20 protein-coding genes are annotated in these 21,906 nt (G+C 67.9%); 6 read left to right on the top strand and 14 right to left on the bottom strand.

Annotation, left to right across the window (positions count from 1 at the left end; all coding sequences use genetic code 11):
* Nucleotides 1-31: 31 nt before the first annotated feature.
* From R3E10_11035 to R3E10_11020, 4 genes are all read left to right on the top strand, one after another.
* Nucleotides 32-802, top strand: a complete 771-nt coding sequence (locus R3E10_11035) for a hypothetical protein (GenBank protein ID MEZ4416268.1) — start codon at nt 32-34, stop codon at nt 800-802.
* Between the two features lie 94 nt (nt 803-896).
* A complete protein-coding gene (locus R3E10_11030) occupies nt 897-3,059 on the top strand; it encodes a 3-hydroxyacyl-CoA dehydrogenase NAD-binding domain-containing protein (GenBank protein ID MEZ4416267.1) in 2,163 nt (720 codons plus the stop codon).
* 233 nt (nt 3,060-3,292) lie between these two features.
* Nucleotides 3,293-3,700 (top strand): HU family DNA-binding protein, encoded by a 408-nt coding sequence (locus tag R3E10_11025; GenBank protein MEZ4416266.1) that lies wholly within the window; start codon nt 3,293-3,295, stop codon nt 3,698-3,700.
* A 249-nt stretch (nt 3,701-3,949) separates the two neighbouring features.
* Nucleotides 3,950-4,483 carry a DUF402 domain-containing protein gene (locus R3E10_11020; GenBank protein MEZ4416265.1) on the top strand — a complete coding sequence of 178 codons (534 nt, stop codon included), beginning with the start codon at nt 3,950-3,952 and terminating at the stop codon, nt 4,481-4,483.
* Here R3E10_11020 and R3E10_11015 read toward each other — a convergent pair.
* The 10 genes from R3E10_11015 to R3E10_10970 all read right to left on the bottom strand — a co-directional run bounded on the left by R3E10_11015 (nt 4,464) and on the right by R3E10_10970 (nt 16,307).
* On the bottom strand, nt 4,464-4,907 hold the full coding sequence (locus tag R3E10_11015; GenBank protein ID MEZ4416264.1) for a vitamin K epoxide reductase family protein: 444 nt from the start codon (nt 4,905-4,907) through the stop codon (nt 4,464-4,466). The genes R3E10_11020 and R3E10_11015 overlap by 20 nt on opposite strands.
* A complete protein-coding gene (locus R3E10_11010) occupies nt 4,904-5,611 on the bottom strand; it encodes a DsbA family protein (protein ID MEZ4416263.1) in 708 nt (235 codons plus the stop codon). Before R3E10_11010 ends, R3E10_11015 begins: the two co-directional genes overlap by 4 nt.
* Nucleotides 5,612-5,807: 196 nt before the next feature.
* Nucleotides 5,808-6,494, bottom strand: coding sequence for a haloacid dehalogenase-like hydrolase (locus R3E10_11005; protein MEZ4416262.1), 687 nt, complete (start codon nt 6,492-6,494; stop codon nt 5,808-5,810).
* Between the two features lie 7 nt (nt 6,495-6,501).
* On the bottom strand, nt 6,502-7,437 hold the full coding sequence (locus R3E10_11000) for a P1 family peptidase (GenBank protein MEZ4416261.1): 936 nt from the start codon (nt 7,435-7,437) through the stop codon (nt 6,502-6,504).
* A 60-nt stretch (nt 7,438-7,497) separates the two neighbouring features.
* Nucleotides 7,498-8,466, bottom strand: coding sequence for a threonine/serine dehydratase (locus R3E10_10995; protein MEZ4416260.1), 969 nt, complete (start codon nt 8,464-8,466; stop codon nt 7,498-7,500).
* Nucleotides 8,463-11,048 (bottom strand): DNA gyrase subunit A, encoded by a 2,586-nt coding sequence (gene gyrA / locus R3E10_10990; protein ID MEZ4416259.1) that lies wholly within the window; start codon nt 11,046-11,048, stop codon nt 8,463-8,465. The genes R3E10_10995 and gyrA overlap by 4 nt, the downstream gene beginning before the upstream one ends.
* A 273-nt stretch (nt 11,049-11,321) precedes the next feature.
* Entirely contained in the window at nt 11,322-12,326 is a 1,005-nt protein-coding gene (locus R3E10_10985; GenBank protein MEZ4416258.1) for a glycosyltransferase, read from the bottom strand.
* A gap of 86 nt (nt 12,327-12,412) precedes the next feature.
* Nucleotides 12,413-12,865, bottom strand: coding sequence for a hypothetical protein (locus R3E10_10980; protein ID MEZ4416257.1), 453 nt, complete (start codon nt 12,863-12,865; stop codon nt 12,413-12,415).
* On the bottom strand, nt 12,862-15,690 hold the full coding sequence (gene uvrA / locus R3E10_10975) for an excinuclease ABC subunit UvrA (GenBank protein MEZ4416256.1): 2,829 nt from the start codon (nt 15,688-15,690) through the stop codon (nt 12,862-12,864). Before uvrA ends, R3E10_10980 begins: the two co-directional genes overlap by 4 nt.
* A gap of 32 nt (nt 15,691-15,722) precedes the next feature.
* Nucleotides 15,723-16,307, bottom strand: coding sequence for a hypothetical protein (locus R3E10_10970; GenBank protein ID MEZ4416255.1), 585 nt, complete (start codon nt 16,305-16,307; stop codon nt 15,723-15,725).
* 186 nt (nt 16,308-16,493) lie between these two features.
* On the opposite strand from R3E10_10970, the gene R3E10_10965 reads away from it, so the two are divergent.
* Together R3E10_10965 and R3E10_10960 are read left to right on the top strand one after the other, a co-directional pair.
* Nucleotides 16,494-17,099, top strand: a complete 606-nt coding sequence (locus R3E10_10965; protein MEZ4416254.1) for a winged helix-turn-helix domain-containing protein — start codon at nt 16,494-16,496, stop codon at nt 17,097-17,099.
* Nucleotides 17,096-17,902, top strand: a complete 807-nt coding sequence (locus R3E10_10960; GenBank protein MEZ4416253.1) for an SRPBCC domain-containing protein — start codon at nt 17,096-17,098, stop codon at nt 17,900-17,902. Before R3E10_10965 ends, R3E10_10960 begins: the two co-directional genes overlap by 4 nt.
* On the opposite strand, the gene R3E10_10955 is transcribed toward R3E10_10960, so the two are convergent.
* From R3E10_10955 to R3E10_10940, 4 genes are read right to left on the bottom strand one after another with little or no spacing between them, the layout of a single operon-like run.
* Nucleotides 17,805-19,232 (bottom strand): SGNH/GDSL hydrolase family protein, encoded by a 1,428-nt coding sequence (locus tag R3E10_10955; GenBank protein MEZ4416252.1) that lies wholly within the window; start codon nt 19,230-19,232, stop codon nt 17,805-17,807. The genes R3E10_10960 and R3E10_10955 overlap by 98 nt on opposite strands.
* Nucleotides 19,233-19,250: 18 nt before the next feature.
* The gene (locus tag R3E10_10950) at nt 19,251-19,409 is read right to left on the bottom strand and encodes a DUF5989 family protein (GenBank protein ID MEZ4416251.1); all 159 of its coding nucleotides are present in this window, start codon (nt 19,407-19,409) and stop codon (nt 19,251-19,253) included.
* 14 nt (nt 19,410-19,423) lie between these two features.
* A complete protein-coding gene (locus R3E10_10945) occupies nt 19,424-19,825 on the bottom strand; it encodes an SxtJ family membrane protein (GenBank protein MEZ4416250.1) in 402 nt (133 codons plus the stop codon).
* Nucleotides 19,798-21,624: a carbamoyltransferase gene (locus tag R3E10_10940; GenBank protein ID MEZ4416249.1), complete on the bottom strand. Its 1,827-nt coding sequence runs from the start codon at nt 21,622-21,624 to the stop codon at nt 19,798-19,800. Before R3E10_10940 ends, R3E10_10945 begins: the two co-directional genes overlap by 28 nt.
* Nucleotides 21,625-21,906: the final 282 nt, after the last annotated feature.

The following is a 21,906-nucleotide window of genomic DNA, read 5'->3' as shown; positions in this document are numbered from 1 at the left end:
GTTTCCCGGAACCGGAGCATGGAGATCGCTAATGGTGCGGAAGCTTTTCCCCGCCGCTCTGCTGGCCCTGACGGTGGCGGCCTGTGGGCCCACCCAGGTGGTGCTGACGGCTGAAACCGAGGTCGAGGATCCTGAGCAAGGCACGGTCAACCGACCCCTCGCCAACCTCGAGGTGCGCTTCTATCCGTTCGACCGAGACCTGGTCTTCGATTCCCTGACACAAGCGGCCGAGCGGCCCGAACCTGCCATCCCGCAGGACCTCCTCGACGCCCAGGCTGAAGTGGCTTCGGCGCAGGACGAATGGAAAGCCGCCGAGACCGAATGGCAGACGCTCCGTGACGACCTCACACGCATCAACCAGGAGCTGCAGGGACTGAACCGGGGCGAGACCCGCTACGTCCAGCTGTACAACGAGTTCCAGGAGGCGGATCGTCGCGTGGGGGGTGCCCAGCGCGCCATGGAGGCTGCGTTCTCTCGCTTCGACGAGCTCCAGAAGGCCACGATCCGGCGGGCCGACTCGGTGCGGCTCGTGCGCGAGCAGTGGGCCGACGAGGCCTTCGCAGAGGCGGGGGCGGTTTTCCTGGCCAAGTCCACCGCGGCCGGCCGCGAGATGGTCACGGACACCACCGACGCCAACGGGAGCCTGACTACCGAACTCAAGAAGGGACAGTGGTGGGCCAGCGCCCGTGAGTCGCTCCCCTTCGAGGAGCTCTACTGGAACATGCCGTTCACCATCGAGGGCGGAGACCCGGTGACGGTGACGCTCACACCGGCGAACGCGCAGCGCCGGCCGAACATGTAGCGCTCGGTTTCCAGCGCAGTACAAAGACCGGCCCCGGGGAGGAATCCCGGGGCCGGTCTTCTTTTCTTCGCGAGAGACTGCGCTAGGTTCCGACATGACCAGCACAGGCGTGGCTTCCGGACCCTTTCTGAGCATCGACGGTCGCGGCCTGGCCGAGGTGCGCTTCGACGACCCCGAGCGATCCCACAACGTCCTCACCGAGGACGTCCTGCGCGGCTTCGCTTCCGTGCTCGACGAGTTGGAGGGATCGGCACGCTCGGGTGCACTGCGGGGAGTGCTGATCTACAGCGGAAAACCTGGCACCTTCATCGCCGGCGCCGATGTGGAAGCGATCGCGTCCGTCGAGGATCCGGCAGCGGGCCAGGAAGCCGCACGCTTCGGTCAGGCACTCTTCCAGCGCGTCCATCTGCTTCCCGTCCCGACCGTCGTGGCCATCGACGGCGTCTGCCTCGGCGGGGGCACGGAGCTCTCGCTCGCCTGCCGCTACCGGGTGGCCTCGGACGACAAACGCACCAAGATCGGATTGCCCGAGGTTCAGCTGGGGATCCTTCCCGCCTGGGGCGGCACTACCCGACTGCCACGCCTGATCGGCCTGCAGGCCGCGCTCGACCTCCTGCTGACCGGTAAGACGTTGGACGCCAAGCGTGCGCAACGCCGCGGCCTGGTGGATGCCGTGCTGCCCGCGGCCCCCTTCCTGGCCGAGGCCCGTCGTTTCCTGGAGCAGCGGATCGAAGGCGCACCGGCACCCGAGCGGCCCCGACCCGGCCTGCTGACGCGGATTCTGGACGGACCCGGAGCGGCCATCGTCTTCTCGCAGGCACTCAAGCGGGTGATGGCCCAGACCGGAGGGCACTACCCGGCGCCGCTTCGCATCCTGGATGTGGCGCGCAGTTCGCGCGGACGTTCCCTCGCGGACGCGTTGGAGCACGAGGCCCGCGCCGCCGGCGAGCTGATCGCCAGCGGGGTGAGCAAGAACCTCATCCATGTCTTCCACCTGCGTGAGGCCGCCCGCAAAGGGACGGGCACGGAGGGCCCGGTGGAGCCGCTGTCCGTCGAGCGCCTGGGCATCCTCGGCGCGGGCGTGATGGGGGGCGGCATCGCGCAGCTGGCGGCCTACAACGGCATCCAGGTCCGGCTCAAGGACATCCGGCACGAGGCCGTCGCGCACGCGCTCGACCACGCCAATGGGCTCTTCCAGAAGGCCGTCAAACGCCGCTCACTCGATCGGCGGGATGCGGCGCAGCGCATGGAGCGCATCTCCGGTGGCCTCACCTACGACGGGTTCGGGCAGGCCGACCTGGTGGTGGAGGCGGTCGTCGAACGCATGGACGTCAAGAAGAGCGTCCTGGCGGAGGTGGAGCAGCGCATGAAGGCGGAGAGCGTGCTGGCTTCCAACACCTCCTCGCTCTCCATCGACGAGATGGCCGCAGCACTCGCGCACCCAGACCGCTTCGGTGGCTTCCACTTCTTCAACCCGGTCCATCGCATGCCGCTCATCGAGGTGGTGAGAGGGACCGCCACATCCGACCGCACGGTGGCTACGCTCTACCGCCTGGCCGTCCGTCTGGGGAAGGTGCCGGTCGTGGTGCGGGATGGCCCGGGATTCCTGGTGAACCGGATCCTGGGGCCCTACCTGAATGAGGCAGGCTTCCTGCTCGGGGAGGGGGCGTCCGTGGAGGGCATCGATCGCGCTGCCAAGGCCTTCGGAATGCCCATGGGCCCGCTCCGCCTCATCGATGAGGTCGGCATCGACATCGCACGGCATGCCGGGAGCGCGCTCTTCGAGGGGCTCGGAGAACGCATGCGGCCCTCGCCCGTGCTCGAAGCCGTGGCAGCATCCGGTCGCCTGGGACGGAAGGGGGGCGTGGGGTTCTACGCCTACGAGGGCGACCGGGAGAAAGGCGTCGACCCGGAGATCTACGGCGCCCTCGGCTCCAGCGTCCCCGGCGAGCGGCGTCCCCACGAGGACGGAGAAATCACGGCCCGACTGGTCCTCACCATGGTCAATGAGGCGGCTCGGATCCTGGAGGATGGGATCGTGCGGCGCGCGGGGGACGTGGATCTCGGGATGATCATGGGGACGGGGTTCCCGCCCTTCCGCGGGGGCCTGCTCCGTCACGCCGATCGGCTTCATCCCCGCGCGATCGTGGATCGACTGCAGGAGCTGGCCGGCCGGATCGGCCCCCGGTTCGAGCCCGCGCCCCTGTTGGTCGAGCTCGCGCGCGAGGATCGGACGTTCTACGCAGCGTTCCCCTAGGGAAGCAGCACGCGGGTCGCATCACCCTCCGACGGGGTCTTCTCGGGTTGCGAATTGCGCGCTCCGACCCCCGGCGACCCAGTGGCGGGGAAACAGATTGCGGCAGAAACCCCTGAAAAAATAGGGGCCTGGGGCTTGGCGAAGCGGTCCTATTGCCCTACAGTTCCGCGACCGGAGCGACCGGTCCACGTCGGAACCCACACGCTCGACCCGGAGAACACATCCACATGGCGATGAAGAAAGCCGCGAAGAAGACCGCCAAGAAGGCTGCGAAGAAGGCACCCAAAAAGGCGGCGAAGAAGGCGCCCGCTCGGGCCGCTGCTCCCAAGCCCATCAAGGAGTCGCTCAGCAAGTCCGGTCTCGTGGCACACATTGCTTCGACGACTGGCGTTGCGGCCAAGGACGTGCGCGCCGTGCTCGGTGCTGTCGAGGACGCCGTTGCGGGTTCGGTGCACAAGAAGGGCGCCCGTTCTTTCCGTTGGCCCGGGCTGTTCCAGGTGAAGGTGACCGACGTTGCCGCCAAGCCACGTCGCAAGGGCATCAATCCCTTCACGAAGGAAGAGCAGTGGTTCGCTGCCAAGCCCGCGTCGGTCAAGGTGAAGGTGCGTCCGCTGAAGAAGCTCAAGGACGCCGCTAGCTGAAGCGCGCCTGGATCGGGGAGGCTTCCTCTCCGAGACCATGAAGACGAAAGCCGGAGCCCGCCCCGTGCGGACTCCGGCTTCGCTTTTTCAGCAGCCCAGCACTTCGTTGACGCAGGGCGCTGAAGCGATTAACTAACCGTTGTTCGGTTCCTCCCCCCGCCCGAACGACCGGTTCCGCGCCTGCCGCCCCAGCGGGTATGCCGAGCGCGGAGCGCCCCACTCGTGTAGAGCTTCCCTGGGAGGGAGTGCATGTCGGACTCCGACATGGTTCGCATCCACTACCTGCGCTTGCCCGATCATGAGCAGGTGTACGAGCAACGCCTCGTCTACGACGGCGACGAAGTGAAGATCACCCTCGCCGAGGAGATCGACGTACCGCCCAAGCGCGTGCGCGGCCAGTTGGCGATGGAGCCTGGGTCCGACGTGGTGTGGTTCACCTTCCCCGGTAGCTGGCACGACATCGGCCGGTTCTACCTGACCGACCATTCGTTCGCGGGCTTCTACGCCAACATCCTCACGCCCGCCGATTTCGGGACGGGCAGCGAGTGGACGACGACCGACCTCTTTCTCGACGTCTGGATGTCCCCGGAGGGCCAGGTCACCGTACTGGACGAGGATCAGTTCCTGGAGGCGGTGCAGCGGGGGCACATGGCACGGGATGTCGCGGAGCGTGCTCTACTGGAAGTGGAGCGCATCCGGGCGGCCGCGAACGAAGGAACGTGGCCACCCGGTGTGGTCAAGGAGTGGGACCTCGAGCGAGCGCTCAAGGAGTCCTTCTGGTGAGCCGCCGCGCCTCGGGCAATGCGCTCAGGAAGATCAGGGTGATGATGATCGCGGAGATCACGCACCACTGACACCAGGCATGGATGACGAATGCCTCCAGGTAGGTCAGCCACGCCGAGAACACGACACCGAACAGACTGCCCCCCAACAGGGCGCGCGCCACCCAGGGACGCTCCATGACGCCCGGTTGCACGCCCAGGAGGGCCGTCACCAGCAACGCTATGTACCCGAGCACGCCGATCCCCGAAACGGGAATCCCGGCGACCTTTGCGTACTCGCTGGCCTGCACCGTCGCGCAGTCCCCGACACCGCACTGGATGGGTCCCGTCAGGCCCAGGTTATGCGCGAGCAGGTAGAGCGCGACGAAGAGACCGACCAGGGCGAGCACGGCGATGGCCATGCGATTCCTGGGCGGTTCGTTCATGACTCCGGCGACAGCTCCTCGATGACCGCCGCAATGCCGGCGTAGTCCAGGGATCCCGGACGAACCGCCTTACCGCCGCCGGCGCTGACCAGGATGGTGGGCGTCCCGCCCACGCCGAGTTCCTGACCGAGCCGCATCTCGGCGGTGATCACATCCGCGTACTTCTCGCTGTTCAGGCAGGACTCGAAATCGCCCCCGTCCGCTCCCAGCGCTTCCGCGAAACTGGTGAACTGACCGATGGGAGAAGCCAGGTTCGACCACACGCCCTGGTTGTCGAACAGAGACCGGTGGTACTCCCAGTAGATGTCCTGCTCCGCGGCACAGCGTGAGGCCCGCGCCGCCAGGAAGGCATTGGGATGAGCTTGGATGATGGGCCAGTCGTAGTAGACGAACTTGGCCTTCCCGTTCTGGATGAAGTTGACCTCCACCAGGTTCTTCACCTGCTGGAACCAGATGCGGCAGGAGGGACACTGGAAGTCGCCGAACTCCCAGATGGTGATGGGGGCGTCCGGGTTGCCCAGTACCATGCCCTGGGCCATCTGGATCAGGTTGGCTTGGTCATCCAGTCCCGGTACCTCGACCGGGGCCGACGCGGCCTGCCCCTTCACACCTACCTGGTAGACGAGCAGGCCGATGCCGGCCACGGCCACCACCGCCAGGATCGCGTAGAAGCGGTTCATCCCACCCTGTTGTGCTCTTGCCACTGCCTTGTGCTCCTGGGTTTGCTCTGGAGGGTCGGGCCTCGAGCCCGCACCCTGGTCCCACCGAAGCGCTAAAGGTGTCCGCAGGACCCCGTCGCCGGCAACCGAGGTCCGGGCCCGCTTCCACTACGACGGGGACGCCCTCGGCGTTGCCCAGCGGGCGAGCGCGCTGCTCCCTAGCGGGCGAGCGCGCGGCGGCCTAGCGGCCGACCACCGCCCTGGACGAGGTCTCGATGTCCGCGAAGCTCTCGAGCACGGCGTCGGCGCCGGAGGAGGCCAGCTCCTCGGCGGTGAAGTTTCCTGTGCTGACGGCGACGGTTCGGGCTCCGAACCAACGGCCACACTCCACGTCCCTCGGCGTATCCCCCACCACGACCACGGCGTCGGGCCCGAAGGCCCTTCCCCACTGTCGGCGGGCGCGCTCCACGGCGATCGCGGGCAGCTCGTTCCGGTGCTCGTGATCGGAGCCGTAGCCCCCAACGGTGAAGTGTGTGTCGAGGGCCACCGAGCGCAGCTTGAGGAAAGCTCCGCGCTCCACGTTGCCGGTGACCAGCCCCAGCGCGACCTCGGGGTCCTGGGACAGCCGCGCCACCAGCTCACGGGCGCCGGCGAGCAGATCCATGGGGCGCCCGATCAGGCCGGCCTCCAACCCGTCGAGGTAGTCCTCCCAGAGGGAGGGCAGTCCACGATCGACGTCCTGCTCGTCGATCCCGGCGCCCACCATCAACTCACGAGCGATCTGCGGATCGGTCTTGCCGGCGAAGGAGTGGGTTTCGATCGGCCCGGTGGTGCCGTAGACCCGCAGCAGGGCATTTCGAAACGCGTCCTTGGCGGGTCCGCCGCGGACGAGCGTTCCATCGATGTCGAAGAGGACCAGCGTACGCAACGGCGCCTCACCCCACGGAAGTCACGGCGATCTCGATCGCGCTCTCCAGACAATCGCGCGCCGCCGCGCCCAGGGCAACGAGCGCCGGGGCCGGGAAGTTCCCCGCGACCTCACCGGTCGAAAGCGCGAAGGTGAGGTCGCCGTCGAACGGCGTGTTCACGGGAGAGATGCGGCGCGGTAGCGCTGTCGCCGCCATGCGTGCCAGGCGCTGCAGGGCGACCCTGGAGAGCGGGGCGTCTGTGGCGACGACGGAAAGCGTCGTGCTCTCTCCCGCGCCCATGCCGGCGCTCAGGTCCCCGTCCGCCAGGCGGTCCTGGAGCTCGCGGGCGGTATTGAGGAACACCCCCTGTGGCCCGCGAGCGCCGCCCAGCACGCCTCCCCAAGCGTCCAGCACGTCTCCGAAGGCATTGACCACGGTCAGCGCCCCGACGGTGATGCCGCCCACTTTTCGTGAGGCCGTGCCGAGGCCGGAGCGCATGGCGTGTTCCGGGCCCGCGATCTTGCCGATGCTCGCCCCCGCGCCGGCGCCCACGGCACCAATGGCGACCGGGCCGTCGCTGGCCGCCTCGCAGGCCTTGGCGCCCAATGCAGCGTCGGGTCGCGGCACGCCGCGCTTGAGGTCGAAGATCACAGCAGCCGGTACGATGGGGACACGTTGATCACGGACCAGGAATCCTCGACCCTTGGCCTCCAACCAACGCATGACGCCGTCGGCAGCCGCGAGTCCGAAGGCCGATCCGCCGGTCAACACCACGGCGTCCGCGTGCGGCACCAGATGTTGGGGGGACAGGGCGTCCAGCTCCCGGCTCCCGGTGGCCATCCCCGTGACCTCCACCGCGCCCCGGAAGGGCCCCAGGATGACGGTGCATCCGGACCCGCCACCCGCGACTTCGGCGTGTCCGACCCGGATGCCCGGAACGTCGGTGATGCAACCGTGCTTCAAGGGTCTGTCCCTGCCCGGAGCGGCACGAAGGGACGTGCCGCGCCGGAGCGCTCGAGAGTCTCAGGAGAGCTGGGACAGCAGCGAGGGATCGAGGTTGCCGCCGCTCAGGACCACGGCGACACGCCGTCCGGCGAGGGGTAGCCGGCCCGAGCGGAGCGCAGCCACGCCCGCGGCCCCAGAAAACTCCACCACCAGCTTGACTCGGGTCAGCAAGACCGAGGCCGCAGCCCGGATCTCGTGGTCCTCCACCAGGACCACGTCGTCATACAGGGCTCGGATGTGACGGAAGGTCAGATCTCCGGCCCGAACGGGAGCCAGCCCGTCCGCGATCGTATCGATCCGTGGGAGGGTGACCGGCTCACCCGCATCCAGCGCGGCACGGAGCGCCGCGGCCCCCGTGGGCTCCACCGCATAGAGCGTCGCCTCGGGCTTGAGGGCACGCAGGGACACCCCGCACCCGGAGGCCAGGCCTCCTCCTCCCACACAGACGAGCACCACATCGACGTCCGGCCATTCCTCGACGATCTCCAGCCCTACCGTGCCCTGCCCGGCGATGATGTCGGGATGGTCGAAGGGAGGCACCATGGTGAGATCCTGCTCGGCTTGGATCTGCAGGGCCCGGTCGCGCCGCTCCAGGGAGGTGGTGCCTTCCAGGATCACCTCTGCCCCCAGGCGGGCTGCGCCGGTGCGCTTGATGGCAGGAGCGGTGATCGGCATCACGACCACGGCGCGCGTACCCAGAAGTCGGGCGGCCAGCGCCACCGCCTGCGCGTGATTCCCCGAGGAGTAGGTGATCACCCCGCGCTGCAGTTCCTCCGTGGAGAGCTTGGAGAGGAAGTTGTAGGCACCGCGGATCTTGAAGGCGCCGGCCCGCTGCAGGGACTCGCACTTCAAGCGCACTTCTGCCCCGACCTCTTCGGACAGGGTCTCCGAATGCAGAAGCGGCGTGCGTTCGACCACCCCCCTCAGACGCTCCGCGGCGGCCCGCACGTCCTCCAAGCCGACCAGCACGCTGGTCTCGGACGTCATTCCTCCTCCGTCTCCGGGGACCCGGAGGCTTCACCCTCCGCGGCCGGCGCCTCGGCAGTCACCTCCATGCCCTCCGCCAACTCACCGCCCGCTTCGTCCTCGTCTTCGTCCTCCACGACCAGACGAGCCACATCCACCACGGAGTCTCCCTCGTCCAGGTTGACGAGTCGGACCCCCTGGGTGGCCCGGCCGATGACGCGGATCTCGTCCACGCGCTGACGGTTCACCACGCCGCCCCGGGTGATGATCATCACCTGATTCCCGGGCTCCACGGCCTTGATGGAGACCACCTTCCCCGTCTTGGTCGAGGTCTTGATGTTGATCACACCATATCCGCCGCGGCCCTGCAGCCGGTATTCGTCGACGCTGCTGCGCTTGCCCATGCCGCTCTCGGTCGCCACGAGCAACGTGGGTTCCTCTGCGCCCTTGGACACCACCACCATGCCGACGACGCGGTCGTCGTCACGGAGGGCGATGCCGCGCACGCCTTCGGTCGCGCGGCCCATGGGTCGGGTGTCCTGCTCGTCGAAACGAATGGCCATCCCGTCCCTCGTGGCCAGAATGATCTGGTCCTCTCCGGACGTGATGTGCACGTCGATCAGCTCGTCGCCCTCACGCACGTTCATGGCGTTGAGACCCACGGCCCGCACATTCCCGTACGCCGAAAGCGCGGTCTTCTTGATCTGACCGTTGCGCGTGCAGAAGAACAGGTAGCGATCGTCGCTGAAGTCTCGCACGGGAACCACCGCGGCGATGGCCTCGTCGTCCCGCATCTCCAGCAGGTTGACGATGGGTTTGCCACGGGAGTGGCGCCCCGCCTCGGGGAGCTGCCACACCTTGATCCAGTAGCACTGGCCCGCACGGGTGAACACCATCAGGTAGTCGTGACTGGAGCCGACGAACAGATGCTCGACCCAGTCCTCCTCCTTGGTGCCCATGCCCTGCAGACCGCGCCCACCTCGGCGTTGGGCTCGATAGGTGTCGATAGGCAGGCGCTTGATGTAGCCCTGACGCGTGACCGTGATCACCATTTCCTCATCGGCGATCAGGTCCTCCATGTCCAGATCGCCGACCCAGTCGGTGATCTCGGTACGCCGATCGTCGCCGAAGCGCTTGGCCACGTCGGCCAGTTCGTCCTTGATCAGCCCCATGCGCACGTCGCGGCTTCCCAGGATGCGCTCGAGCTCGGCGATCTGCGTCCGGACCTCGACCAACTCCTGGTCCAGCTTCTCCATCTCCAGGCCCGTCAGGCGCGCCAGGCGCATGTCCAGGATCGCCGCCGCTTGCCGCTCGGAAAGCCCGAACCGCTCCTGCAGCCGCGCCGCTGCCTGCTCCGTATCCTGCGATGCCCGGATGATGGCCACGACCTCGTCGATGTTGTCGACGGCGATCTTGAGGCCTTCCAGGATGTGCTCCCGATCCTTGGCCTTCTCCAGATCGTGCTCGGTCCGTCGCACCACGACTTCGTGACGGTGGTCGATGAAGTGGAGCAGGATCTCGCGCAGCCCCATGACCTTGGGCACGCCGTCCACCAGCGCCAGCAGGATGGTCCCGAACGTGGACTGCATCTGGGTGTGCTTGAACAGCTTGTTCAGCACGATGTCGTAGATGGCGTCGCGCTTGAGCTCCACCACCACACGAATGCCGTCGCGATCCGATTCGTCGCGCAGATCGGCGATGCCTTCGATCCGCTTGTCGCGCACCAACTGGGCGATCTGCTCCACCAGGCGCGACTTGTTCACCATGAAGGGGACTTCGGTGATGATGATCCGCTCCCGCCCCTGCGGTGTCTCCTCCTTGCCGACCCGCGCGCGGATCACGATGCGCCCGCGACCCTCCGAGTACGCCTCCTGGATGCCGCGCCGGCCCATGATGATCCCCCCGGTGGGGAAATCGGGGCCGGGAATCAGGCGCAGGAGCTCGGCGTGGGGAAGCTCCGGATTGTCGATGAGGGCGGTGGTGGCGGCCACGACCTCGCGGAGGTTGTGGGGTGGGATGTTGGTGGCCATGCCCACCGCGATGCCCGAGCTGCCGTTGATGAGCAGGTTGGGCGCCTTGGAGGGCAGAACCGTCGGCTCCTCCAGCCGTCCGTCGAAGTTCGGCGCGAAGGTGACCGTACGCTTCTCGATGTCCTCCAGCAGCTCGGTCGCCAACCGGGTCAGGCGAGCTTCCGTATAGCGGTAGGCGGCTGCGGAGTCTCCGTCGATGGACCCGAAGTTCCCCTGGCCATCGATGAGCGGGTACCGCAGGGAGAACTCCTGCACCATGCGGACGAGCGAGTCGTAGACCGCCGAGTCTCCGTGGGGGTGGTACTTGCCGAGCACCTCACCGACCACCGTCGCGCTCTTCTTGTGGGGGCGCCCGGGGCCCAGGCCCAGATCCGACATCGCGTACAGGATGCGGCGGTGGACCGGCTTCAGCCCGTCGCGAACGTCCGGAAGGGCCCTCTGGACGATGACGCTCATCGAGTAGTCGATGAACGAATCGCGCATCTCGTCTTCGAGGAGCCGTTCGAGGACCCGCGGACCGCCGGCCGAGCCGTTCTCGACCAACTCGTTTTCGTTCTCGCCGTTCTCGCTCATTACTGTCCGGTCTGGGGAAGCGCCCGCGACCGCCGGAAGGGGCGTGCCCGGGGTCCTCGGTGCCTTGGAACGCCCCGGCCCGAGGCGGGCGAACAGGTGGGTCTACGGCGCGCGCGCCACTCGTGGAGAACCGCCGAAAGCCCTTGAAAAATAACGCTCATCGGCCCTTCTGAGCAACCGTTTTGGTGCTCTGCGGGCGGGGGTCGGCGGGGGGGGAGCGACGGCCCTCGCGGACCCTGCGACGCCGCAGGCAGGAGGGCCCCAGAGCGCCGCTCAGGCGACGGCCAGGAAGTCCTCGAGCTCGATCCAGCCCAGGCGGCGCAGGGTGTCCCGGATCTCCGCGCGGGCCGCCGCGCCGGCGACCGCGGCCAGGCAGAACGCCCCGGCGTAGGCCGCCAGGTCCTTGGGGGCGATCACGGGCGCTTCATGGACGGTTTGCCCGATCTTGCGTGGATCCACCTCGACGAAGGCCTTCACGCCGATCCCCAGCGCGGAGAGTTCCTTGGCAAAGGCCTTTCCAGTGGGTCCGGCCCCCCAGATCACGACGGGGCGACCCTCTCGCAGATGGGTGCGCGCCAGAACCTCGACCTTCAAGCGACGAAAGCCGTCGATCCAGTACCGCTGATCGACGCGGGAGAGGCGTCCCGGGTGGTCTCGCCACAGTAGCGGCTCTCCCTCGACGCGGGCGAAGCGCCCTCCCTGCTCCCACAGGCGCAGGAGCAGATCGTAGTCCTCGGGCCAGGGGCCTTCGCGGTATCCTCCCGCACGCTCCACGGCGGAAGCGCGCGCCATGAAGGTCGGATGGGCCAGAGGACACTCGACGAACAGGTCCTTCTCGATCTCGTCTGCCGTGGTCAGGGAGTTGAGCCAGGCTTCGTACTTGATCCGCCCGTCCTTGAGCAACTCACGGGGGAAGTAGCGGACGGCGGTGCCACAGAGCGCGATGTGCGGATGTGCGTCGAGATGCGCACGCTGTCGGGCGAGACGGTCCGGCGGCGCGATGTCGTCCGCATCCATGCGCGCCAGATACGCACCGGTGGCTTCGGAACGGGCTCGCTCCAAGGCAGCCGCGATGCCGAGGGGCTCCGTTCGGACCACGCGGATGCGCGCGTCCAGCGCGGCCGCAGCGGCCAGGATGCGGGGCGTGGCGTCGCGGGATCCGTCGTCGACCACGATCAGCTCGAAGTCGACGAGGGACTGGTCCAGGATGGAGCGCAGCGCAGCGTCCAGATGGGGGGCGCCGTCGCGGACGGGGAGCAGGACGGAGACAGCCGGCATGGCGGCATCTTCGGGCCGGCCGACGCCCCCGTCCAGAGGGCAGGCCCACGCCACGAGCGCGGGTGCCCCCCTTCTGCAGCAAACTTCTAGTGGGATCCGCGCCAGCGGCTATGCAAACGACTCCCGGCGGCCGTAAGCAGCGCGTGCACGGACGCGACCGGGACGACCACCAGCGCCGTCGTCGAGACGTTCGCCTCCTCGGACAGGAGGTGGGCGGTCCCGACCGCTGCCATGACGCCGGCCAGCGAGCCCACGAGGGCGCCCAGGGCCGACGGCCTCGTGTCGAAGGCTCGGCCCGCCAACCACGCCCCGGCCGCGCCCCCGACCCACCCCATGGAGAGCGCGAACCCCGCTTCGCGCAATTGACACTCCAGCTCGCAGTTCCCGGGGTCGTGCGCGAGCGCCACCGCCCCGAAGCCGAGCGCTCCCCCGATCAAGGCACCTCCCGTTTCCAACCAGAACGGAGGCGGCTGCTGAGCCCGCAGCGCAGGAGGCATCCAGAGCGCACAGAGCGCCGCCGTGACCAGGATCCGATTCATGCTGAGCGAGCTCCCGTGGGAAGGACCGCTGCCAGGTAACGACCGGTCACGCTCTCGGGAACACCGGCGATGTCCTCGGGGCGCCCCATGGCTACCAACTGCCCGCCCCGCGCACCGGCTCCGGGACCGAGATCGATCACCCAGTCGGCGGTCTTGATCACATCCAGATTGTGTTCGATCACCACTACGGTGTGCCCGGCGTCGACGAGCCGGTCGAGCACACGCAGCAGCTTCTTCACGTCGTCACCGGACAGGCCGGTGGTGGGCTCGTCCAGGAGGTACAGCCGACGCTGGTTCTTGCGCCCGCCGGAACCCGCCAACTCCCGCGCGATCTTGAGTCGCTGCGCCTCGCCCCCGGACAGAGTGGGCGCCGGCTGACCGAGCCGGAGGTACCCCAGCCCCACTTGCTGCAGGTGCCACATCGTCTCGCCGAGCCGGTCCTCCTTCAGGAAGAAGCGGATGGCCTCATCGACCGTGAGGTCGAGGATCCGCGACACGTCCAGGCCACGGTAGCGCACGTCCCGGATCTCGCGCTTGAAGCGACTCCCACCACACGCGTCACAGGGAACGAACACATCGGCCATGAAGATCATCTCGACCTCCACCTGGCCCGCACCCTTGCACTCCTCGCAGCGGCCCCCTTCCAGGTTGAAGGAGAAGTCCTTGGCCTGGTATCCGCGCTGGCGCGCGAGGGGCTGCTCCGAGAGGATCCGCCGGATTTCGGACCATGCCCCGATGTAGGTGACGGGGTTGGAGCGTGGAGTGCGGCCGATGGGTGATTGATCCACCAGCACCGCCTCGTGCACGTGCTGGAGGCCGCGCAGCTTCTCGTACTCACCCACCACCTCGCCCAGATGCTGCTTGGCCGAGGTGTCGCCATCGCTGAGCTCCCGCTCCAGCGCGCGGTAGAAGATGTCGTGCACCAGGGTCGACTTCCCCGAACCCGACACTCCCGTGACGACCGTGCGGGCGCCGACCGGAAAGACCACGTCGATCCCGTCGACGTTGTGCAGGCGCGCCCCGTTGAGCTCGATGACGGCATGCCTGACCGGGCGTCGGCGCTCCGGCACGTCGACGGCGCTGCGACCCGAGAGAAAACGGCCGGTCACGGTATCCGCGGACTCCAGCTCCTCCGGCGTGCCCTGGAACACCAGCTGCCCGCCCCGCTCGCCCGAGGCCGGACCGAGCTCCACCACGTGATCGGCCCGGCGGATCGCCTCACTGTCGTGCTCGACCATCAGCACCGTGTTGCCCGCCGCGCGCAGGCGCGTCAGCAGGTCCAGCAGCGCGGAGGTGTCGCGCGGATGCAGGCCGATCGTCGGCTCGTCGAGCACGTACAGCGTGTCCACCAGGCTGGCGCCCAGCGAGTTCGCGAGATGGATGCGCTGGGCTTCGCCGCCGGAGAGCGTGCGCATCTGCCGAGCGAGCGTGAGGTAGCCGAGGCCGACGTCGTTCAGGAACGCGAGTCGGGCGTGCAACTCCCGTAGGATGGTCGTCGCCACTGCGGCGGCCATCCCCTCCAACTTCAGGTCGCGGAGCCAGCCACCGAGTTCCTCGACGACCCGCTCCGACGCTTCGGCGATGCTCAGGCCACCCACGCGCACGCGCAGCGCTTCCGGACGCAGCCGCGTCCCCTTGCAGGCGGGACACGTGCGCGGCGTCTGATACTGCCGCAGGAAGACGCGGATGTATTGCTTGTAGCGCTTCGCCTCGCGGGAATGGAGGAAAGGAACCACGCCCTCGAATCCCTCCGCACCGTACAGCACCGCCTTCTTGAAGCGCTGGGTCAGACGCTCCCAAGGCGTGTTCACGGACACCCCCTGGGAGCGAGCGTAGCGGCGCAACCGGTCCCGCTCCTTGTCGTAGCGAGGCTTCTCCCAGGGGTCGACGGCTCCTTCAGCGATGGAGCGGGCGGGGTTGGGAACGATCAGGGCGGGATCGTACTCGAGCGTGGCGCCGAAGCCGGTACACTTGGGACACGACCCGTAGGGGTTGTTGAAGGAAAAGAGTCGGGGCGTCGGGTCGAGGAAGCTCAGATCCGGATGCTGGGGGCAGCGGAAGCGCTCGGTGAAGCGCAGACTCTCTCCCCTTTCGACGAGCGCGATGGCTTCGCCCTCGCCCTCCGTGAACGCGGTCTGCACCGAGTCGACCACACGCGCCCGATCCGCCGATCCGGCTTTGAGACGGTCCACCACGACGATCGGTTCCGGGACCTCGCTCAGATCGATCCCCAACACCGCGGGATCCGCGGCATCGGCAGTGGTGAGGTCGAGGATCTGCTGTCCGGCGTGCACACGCACAAACCCCATCGCGAGGAGGTTCTGGACCAGTGTGTCGTGGCGCACCTTGGCGCTGATCGCGAGCGGAAACCCCAGGACCACGCGGGTTCCCCGGGGAAGGGCCAGGAGCCGCTCGGCTACGGAGGCCGGCGTGTCCGGTGTGATCACGCGGTCGCAGGCCGGGCAGTGCGTCACGCCCACGCGCGCCCACAACAGCCGCAGGTAGTCGTAGACTTCGGTGGCGGTACCGACGGTGGAGCGACTGCTCTTGGTGGGGTTCTTCTGTTCGATGGCGACCGCGGGCGCCAGACCCTCGATCCGATCGACCTGCGGCTTTTCCACCCGCTCCAGGAATTGCTTCGCGTAGGTCGACAGCGACTCGACGTAGCGCCGTTGCCCCTCGGCGAAGAGGGTGTCGAGCGCGAGCGAGGACTTGCCCGATCCACTCGGCCCCGTGACCACGGTCACCGTCCGATGGGGGAGATCGAGGTCCAGGTTCTTGAGGTTGTGCTGCCGAGCACCCCGGATGCGAATCGCGTCTTCCATCCACCTGGGATACCCGGGAGGGTCCCGGTGGGTCAGGCGCGTGGGATGCGGGCCAGCAGGGCCTCGGCCACCAGCTCGGTGAAGCGCTCTTCCAGCACCTTCTTGGACGTGCAATGCACCGGGGTCCCGCTGGTGCTGCGCGGCTCGGCCAGGCCGTCGATGGTGACCACCACGTCGGTATCCGAAGCGCCGGTGGGGCGGAGCTGCACCAGCAACTGGAGCGTGACGTCGTAGACGTCCGCCAAGACGCCGGAGAGGCTGATCCCGCAATCGAGATAGGTGGACAGACGCTTCCCCTCCACCCGGCGGGCCAGATAGCCGGCGTTCCCCGTCTGCAGTGCGGCCCGGTCCTGGATCGTGACCGGGACATCCAGGTGCTCGAAGACCTCGGGGAGCACCTCCCACACCCCGTCGGCGGGAACCCCGAAGGAACGCTCGCCCACACTCACCTCGGTCCGCATCTCGATGCGGCCGGAAGAGCCGATCCGCAGTGTGGACTCGGTGGGAGCCGGGCCGGAGGACCCGGGAGCGCGCCCCCCGGCGCAGGCTGCCAGGAGAACCAGGGGCGTGAGGGCGGCCAGGGGCAGAGCCTGGGTCCGGACAATCGCCGTGGGCATGGGCAATTCCTCCCTGATGGGCCGAGTCGCGGGGGCGCGCCCCACCCCGAGGCACGCCCCCTGGCGGACCACAGCGCGCACGCGGGGCGGGTAGGGTGACTCCCGGCGACGAGGGTGGGGGTGGTGCCGGATCGCGGTCAAGGCGCGCACCCTTGCGCACAGCAACGGACAATATAATTTGTCCGTATGAGCACGCGTCCTGACCCCCTGGGCTTCATTGGCGACCCCGACACCGCCGTCACCCTCCTGAAGGAGCCGCGCCGGCGCATCCTCGACCTGGCCCGCTCGCCCATCAGCACCGTGGAAATGGCCGAGCGCCTCGGCGAGACCCGGCAGCGCATCGGCTACCACGTGCGGCAGTTGGTGCAGGTGGGATTGCTGGAGGAGACGGAAGGCACCCGCCGGGGCGCCATGGTCGAAAAGCAGTACAGCGCCACGGCCGACGCCTTCACACTCTCGCCCGAGTTGTTGGGACCCCTGGCCGCACGGCTGGAGAGCTCGGCGGACCGCGAGAGCGTCACCCACTTGCTCGGTGCCGTTCATCAGGTGCAGACCGACCTGGCCGGCGTGCTCGAGCACACCTCGGCCGGAACGCGCGTCCCTACGCTGACCCTCTCCACCGAGCTGCGCTTCCAGAGCGCCGCCCAACGTGGTGCCTTCGCCGAGGCGCTCGTGAACGCGCTCACGCAGGTGGTGGGTGCCCACAGTGGGCCCTTTCAGAACTCCGACGGCGCGGCCGCCTCCGGCGACCCGTTCCGGCTCACGCTCACCTTGCACCCGACGGTCCCATGACGAACGAGTCCCACTGGCAGGACGAACGCGAGGTCCGGATCGACGCCACGCCCGAGCAGGTATGGGCCGCGTGGGCCGAGCCCACGCACGTGGCCAACTGGTTTTCCGACGAAGCGCACGGCACGCTCTCGCCCGGCTCCGAGCTCGTGCATGTATTCCACGGCCACGGCGAACATCGGTATCGGGTGGTCTCCGTGGATGCTCCTCGTTCGCTCGTGCTCGAAGGAGAGATGGACGGGCTCGCCTTCCGGCAGGAGGTGCGGATCGAGCGCTCCGGGGGCTCCACCGTCCTCCGGCTGGTGCACTCCGGGTTCGGCGTCGTCGACCCTGATTCGGAGATCACGCAGGGGATCGACTCCGGTTGGACCATGGCCCTGGCGCTCCTGAAGCAGTACGTGGAGCGCTACTTCGGCCAGGCCAAGGCGTCGGTCAGCCTCTTTCGATCCGAGGCGTTCGAATACGCCCGCCTCCTCGAGCACTTCTACACGAGCGCCCACGGTTTGGGGCAGTGGCTCACCGACGGCCAGGAGCCGATCCACGCCGCAGGGAGGGTGCGCCTCCAGCTTCGTCCGGCCGCCCGCTTGAGCGGCAACGTCCTCACGAAGACCGCACACGAAGTCTCCGTCTCCTGGGAGGAAATCGACGGCGCCCTCGAGTTGAAGGCGTTCGGCGCGGGGCCACAGGCGCGCACGTTGGGCCTGCGAGTCACCAGCTGGGCAGCGGACGCCGACGTGCGTCTCGCTGCCCTCCGTCCGGACCTCGATGCCGCGCTGACGCGGCTCTGCGCGGCGCTGAGGGCGTGAGCGGCATCGCGGTCAGCGCCGCCGCGCGGGCCGGCTCCGCCGTGGGTGACCCGTGCGTGAGGATGGTCTCGAAGATCCGATCGGCGATCGACTCACCGGCCACGCGGTTGCCAAGCACGTTCCAGTGACGGTCCCAGCGCCAGTACAGGTCCTGTCCCTGCGCTGCACCGCCCTCCGCCATGGCCAGCTCGAACGGCTCTCGCAGGAAGAGACATGGCATGCCGTCTTCCTGACAGATGGTGCGAAGCACGTCCTCTTCGGCACCCGGCGTCCACTCCTCGGGATCGAAGTGGAACATGGCCTGTGCGTTCTCCCAGGACCACGCGTGGATCGCCTCGCGTGAGGGGGCATGGACAAATAGGAACTCGGCCCCGCCCTTGCGGGCCTCCTCCTGCACGCCCTCGATCAACAGCCGACTCATGCGCCAGGCGCGCTCCATGCGCGGCTCCGGCTCGTTGCGCCAGGGTGCCCACTCGCCAGGGGGAGCGAGGCGCAGGGGCTCCGACTCCTTGGTCAGCCGCAGCGCACGCGCCACCCGAAACAACGGTTCGCTGGTCTTCACCAGGCGGCTCATGTCGCGGTAGAGCATCGAGTGCGCGAGCAACCAACCACGCAGCCCGGTCGTGCTCGGCGGTGGCGCCGGAGCCGCGGTGGGATCCCCCGCTTCGGGGCCCTCTTCGGGAGGATCTGCCCCTGGAACGGGGACACCGCGAAGCTCCAGCGTCGGCCCCGCCTCGCCATCGACCGCCGCGTAGTAGGGCTTGTAGCCCCGCCAGTAGCGGTTGCTGGCATTGGAGACGATGTCGTTGATATAGAACAGCAGGACGACCAGGTCCGGTTCGTAGGCGAGGCCTTCCTGCTGCAGCCACAGCAACTCCTGGTCCGTCGACCATCCGGCCGTACCCGCATTGATGACCTGAACGGGGAAGTCCGTACGCTCGTTGAGGCGGCGCTTCATGACCTCGCTCAAGACCTGCTCGAACTCGACGGTGTAGCCTTCGGCGAAGGAGTCGCCCAGGAGGAGGATCCTGTACTCTCCCTCGGGCTTGGCCAGTGGGTACTCGGGGCCGCGGATGCGACGGGAGTTGAAGCGCTCTTCCACGTCGAACTCCGTCGAGGTACGCCGCCCCACATAGTCCTTCTTCTTGACCCAACCGTACAGCGTGTCGGGCTCCAGCTTGCGGCCTCCGACCTCCTCGGAGGGCGTGGTGCGGCGGGAGAAGCGGAGCGCACCCTCCGCCAGCGCCAGGGCCACCACCGTGGTGGCGCCCAGAAGCAGGAGATTGAGAAGTAGCGACCGGAAACGCCGGTGTTGCGTTGGAGCCGTCATGGGGGTGAATCCTGAAGCTCAGAAGATGGTGTAGATGAACGGTGCGAGCGCGGAGCCCTGGGCGAACACCAACACCACGCCCAGCAACACGAGCACCATCAGCACGGGAAGGAGCCACCACTTCTTGCGAACGCGCAGGAACTCCCAGAGGTCGCGGAACAGAGACTGCTGAGCCATGGGGGATCTCCTTCTCAGAACTTCTGCAACATGGTACCGCGGCGCTCCTGGTCCTTGACGACCCAGTAGCTGCCGTCCTTGGCCTGGTGCTTCACGGGATTGCGACCGAGGGCGCGCATCACGGCTCCCACGGGAGTGACCACCCCATAGTACACGATCCCCATGAAGATGGGTGTCGTGACCCTGGAAATGGCATGGGCCATCCGCATCCAGGCCCGCTCCACCGGGCCCAGCCGCGTGGGCAACACGAGACCGGCGAGGAACAGCACGGCACCCAATGTGGCCAGGACCACGGGCGACCTGACGTGGCCACGCCACCAGGCCACGCCCGCGAAGACCAGGAAGGCACTGCCCACCGTGACGCCGAAGCGGCGCCCGTCGCGGGCGCTCAGTCGAGCGGGATGTCCCGTCGCCAATCGACCTCCTCGGTCCAGGGCGGCTGGTCCTCCTTCCGCAACAGGAAGGGGCCCACCACCAGATAGTCCATGTGCGTGCGCATGAAGCAGCGATACGCATCCTCGGGGGAACACACGATCGGCTCCCCACGCACGTTGAACGACGTGTTGACGAGAATCGCACACCCGGTGCGCGTCTCGAACGCCTTCAACAGCGCGTAGTAGTCCGGATTGGCGACGCCATCGACCGTCTGGACGCGCGCCGAGTAGTCGACGTGCGTGATGGCAGGCACGTCGGAGCGCGGTACGTTCAGCAGATCGATGCCCCAGAGCGTCTCGGTACCCTCCGGCAGGGGAAGTCTCCGATCCTCTCGCACGGGAGCCACCAGCAGCATGTACGGGGACTCCTGCTCCAGCTCGAAGTACTCCGACACGCGCTCGGCCAGGATGCTCGGCGCGAACGGCCGGAAGCTCTCGCGGAACTTGATCTTCAGATTCAGTTGGGCCTGCATGCGGGGCGAGCGGGGATCGCCCAGGATGCTGCGCGCTCCCAGCGCGCGGGGGCCGAACTCCATGCGGCCGCGGAACCAGCCCACCACCTGCTCGTCCGCCAGGAGCTGCGCGACACGGTCGAACAGCGCGCAGTCGTCCACTTTCGTGTAGTGCGCTCCCAGGCCGTCGAGCGTCTGCTGGATCTCCGTCTCGCTGTAGCCGGGGCCCAGATAGGACCCCTGCATGGAATCGCGGCCGGCCTGCACCGTGCGGGGTTGGCTGAAGTGTCGGTGCCAAGCCAACAGCGCCACGCCCAGGGCTCCCCCGGCATCCCCGGCGGCCGGTTGGATCCAAAGCCCCTCGAAGGGCCCTTCCCGCAGCAGGCGGCCGTTTCCGACGCAGTTGAGCGCGACGCCACCCGCGAGACAGAGGTTCTTCTGGCCCGTCTCGCGGTGGGCAGTGCGCGCCATCCGTAGCATCACCTCTTCGGTCACGTCCTGGACGGAGCGCGCCAGGTCCATCTCGCGCTGCGTCAGCGGGCTCTCCGGGCGGCGCGCGGGTCCGTCGAAGATCTCACCGAGGCGCTCACTGGTCATGGTGAGACCGGTGAGGTAGTTGAAGTAGCGCTGATTCAACCGGAAGGAGCCGTCCTCCTTGAGATCGAGCAGCTCGCTGAGGATGAGATCCACGTACTTGGGGCGGCCATAGGGAGCGAGTCCCATGACCTTGTACTCGCCCGAGTTGACCTTGAAGCCGGTGAAGTACGTGAAGGCCGAATACAGCAAGCCCAGCGAGTCCGGCCAGTGCAACTCCTTCTGGATCTCGATCTCGCTGCCGCTGCCCACGCCGAACGACGCAGTCGCCCATTCCCCCACCCCGTCCATGGTGAGGATGGCGGCATCGGTGAAGGGAGACGGAAAGAAGGCGGAGGCCGCATGGGACTCGTGATGTTCGGCGTACAGCACCGTCCCGTCGAACTCGAGCGCGTCGCGGATCTGCTTCTCGATGCGCAGCCGGTCGGTGACCCAGAGGGGACCGGCCTTCAGGAACGAACCAAAGCCACGCGGTGAGACGCCCAGGTAGGTCTCGAGGATGCGCTCGAACTTCAGGAGTGGCTTGTCGTAGAACGCGACCGCGTCCAAGTCGGAGACGCCCACGCCTCCCTGCTGCAAGCAGAAGCGGACCGCATGCTCGGGGAAGGACGCGTCGCCCTTCTGCCTCGTGAAGCGCTCCTCCTGGGCAGCCGCCACCACCCGCCCGTCCACGACGAGGCAGGCCGCGCTATCGTGATAGAAGGCTGAGATACCGAGGACGACGTTGCGGGGCATCGTACCTGCTGGGAGTGATGGGCAGCCTGGACCCACCAATGCGACGTCGGGGCCCGGAATCGGTCATCCATGCACTGCAATATCGCGGACTCTGCAAGGGACCCGGCAAAGGCCGGGCGGAGCGAAGCCATTCAAGATATTGATGTGATTGTACTTAGGGGACCTCTCCGCGCCGTCCGCGCCGGGACCGGCCATCCCGCTCCCTGACCCGAGCGCCGCGCCCATCCCACACCGGTGTCGCCGCGACCCTACGCCCGCAGTGGCCCTGTGCCTCAGCGACCT

The sequence above is a fragment of the Gemmatimonadota bacterium genome (assembly GCA_041390105.1).
Classification (GTDB): Bacteria; Gemmatimonadota; Gemmatimonadetes; order Longimicrobiales; family Gaopeijiaceae; genus JAGQIF01.
Note: the sequence above shows the minus strand (reverse complement) of the source record. Positions and strands in the feature narration are given on the sequence as shown.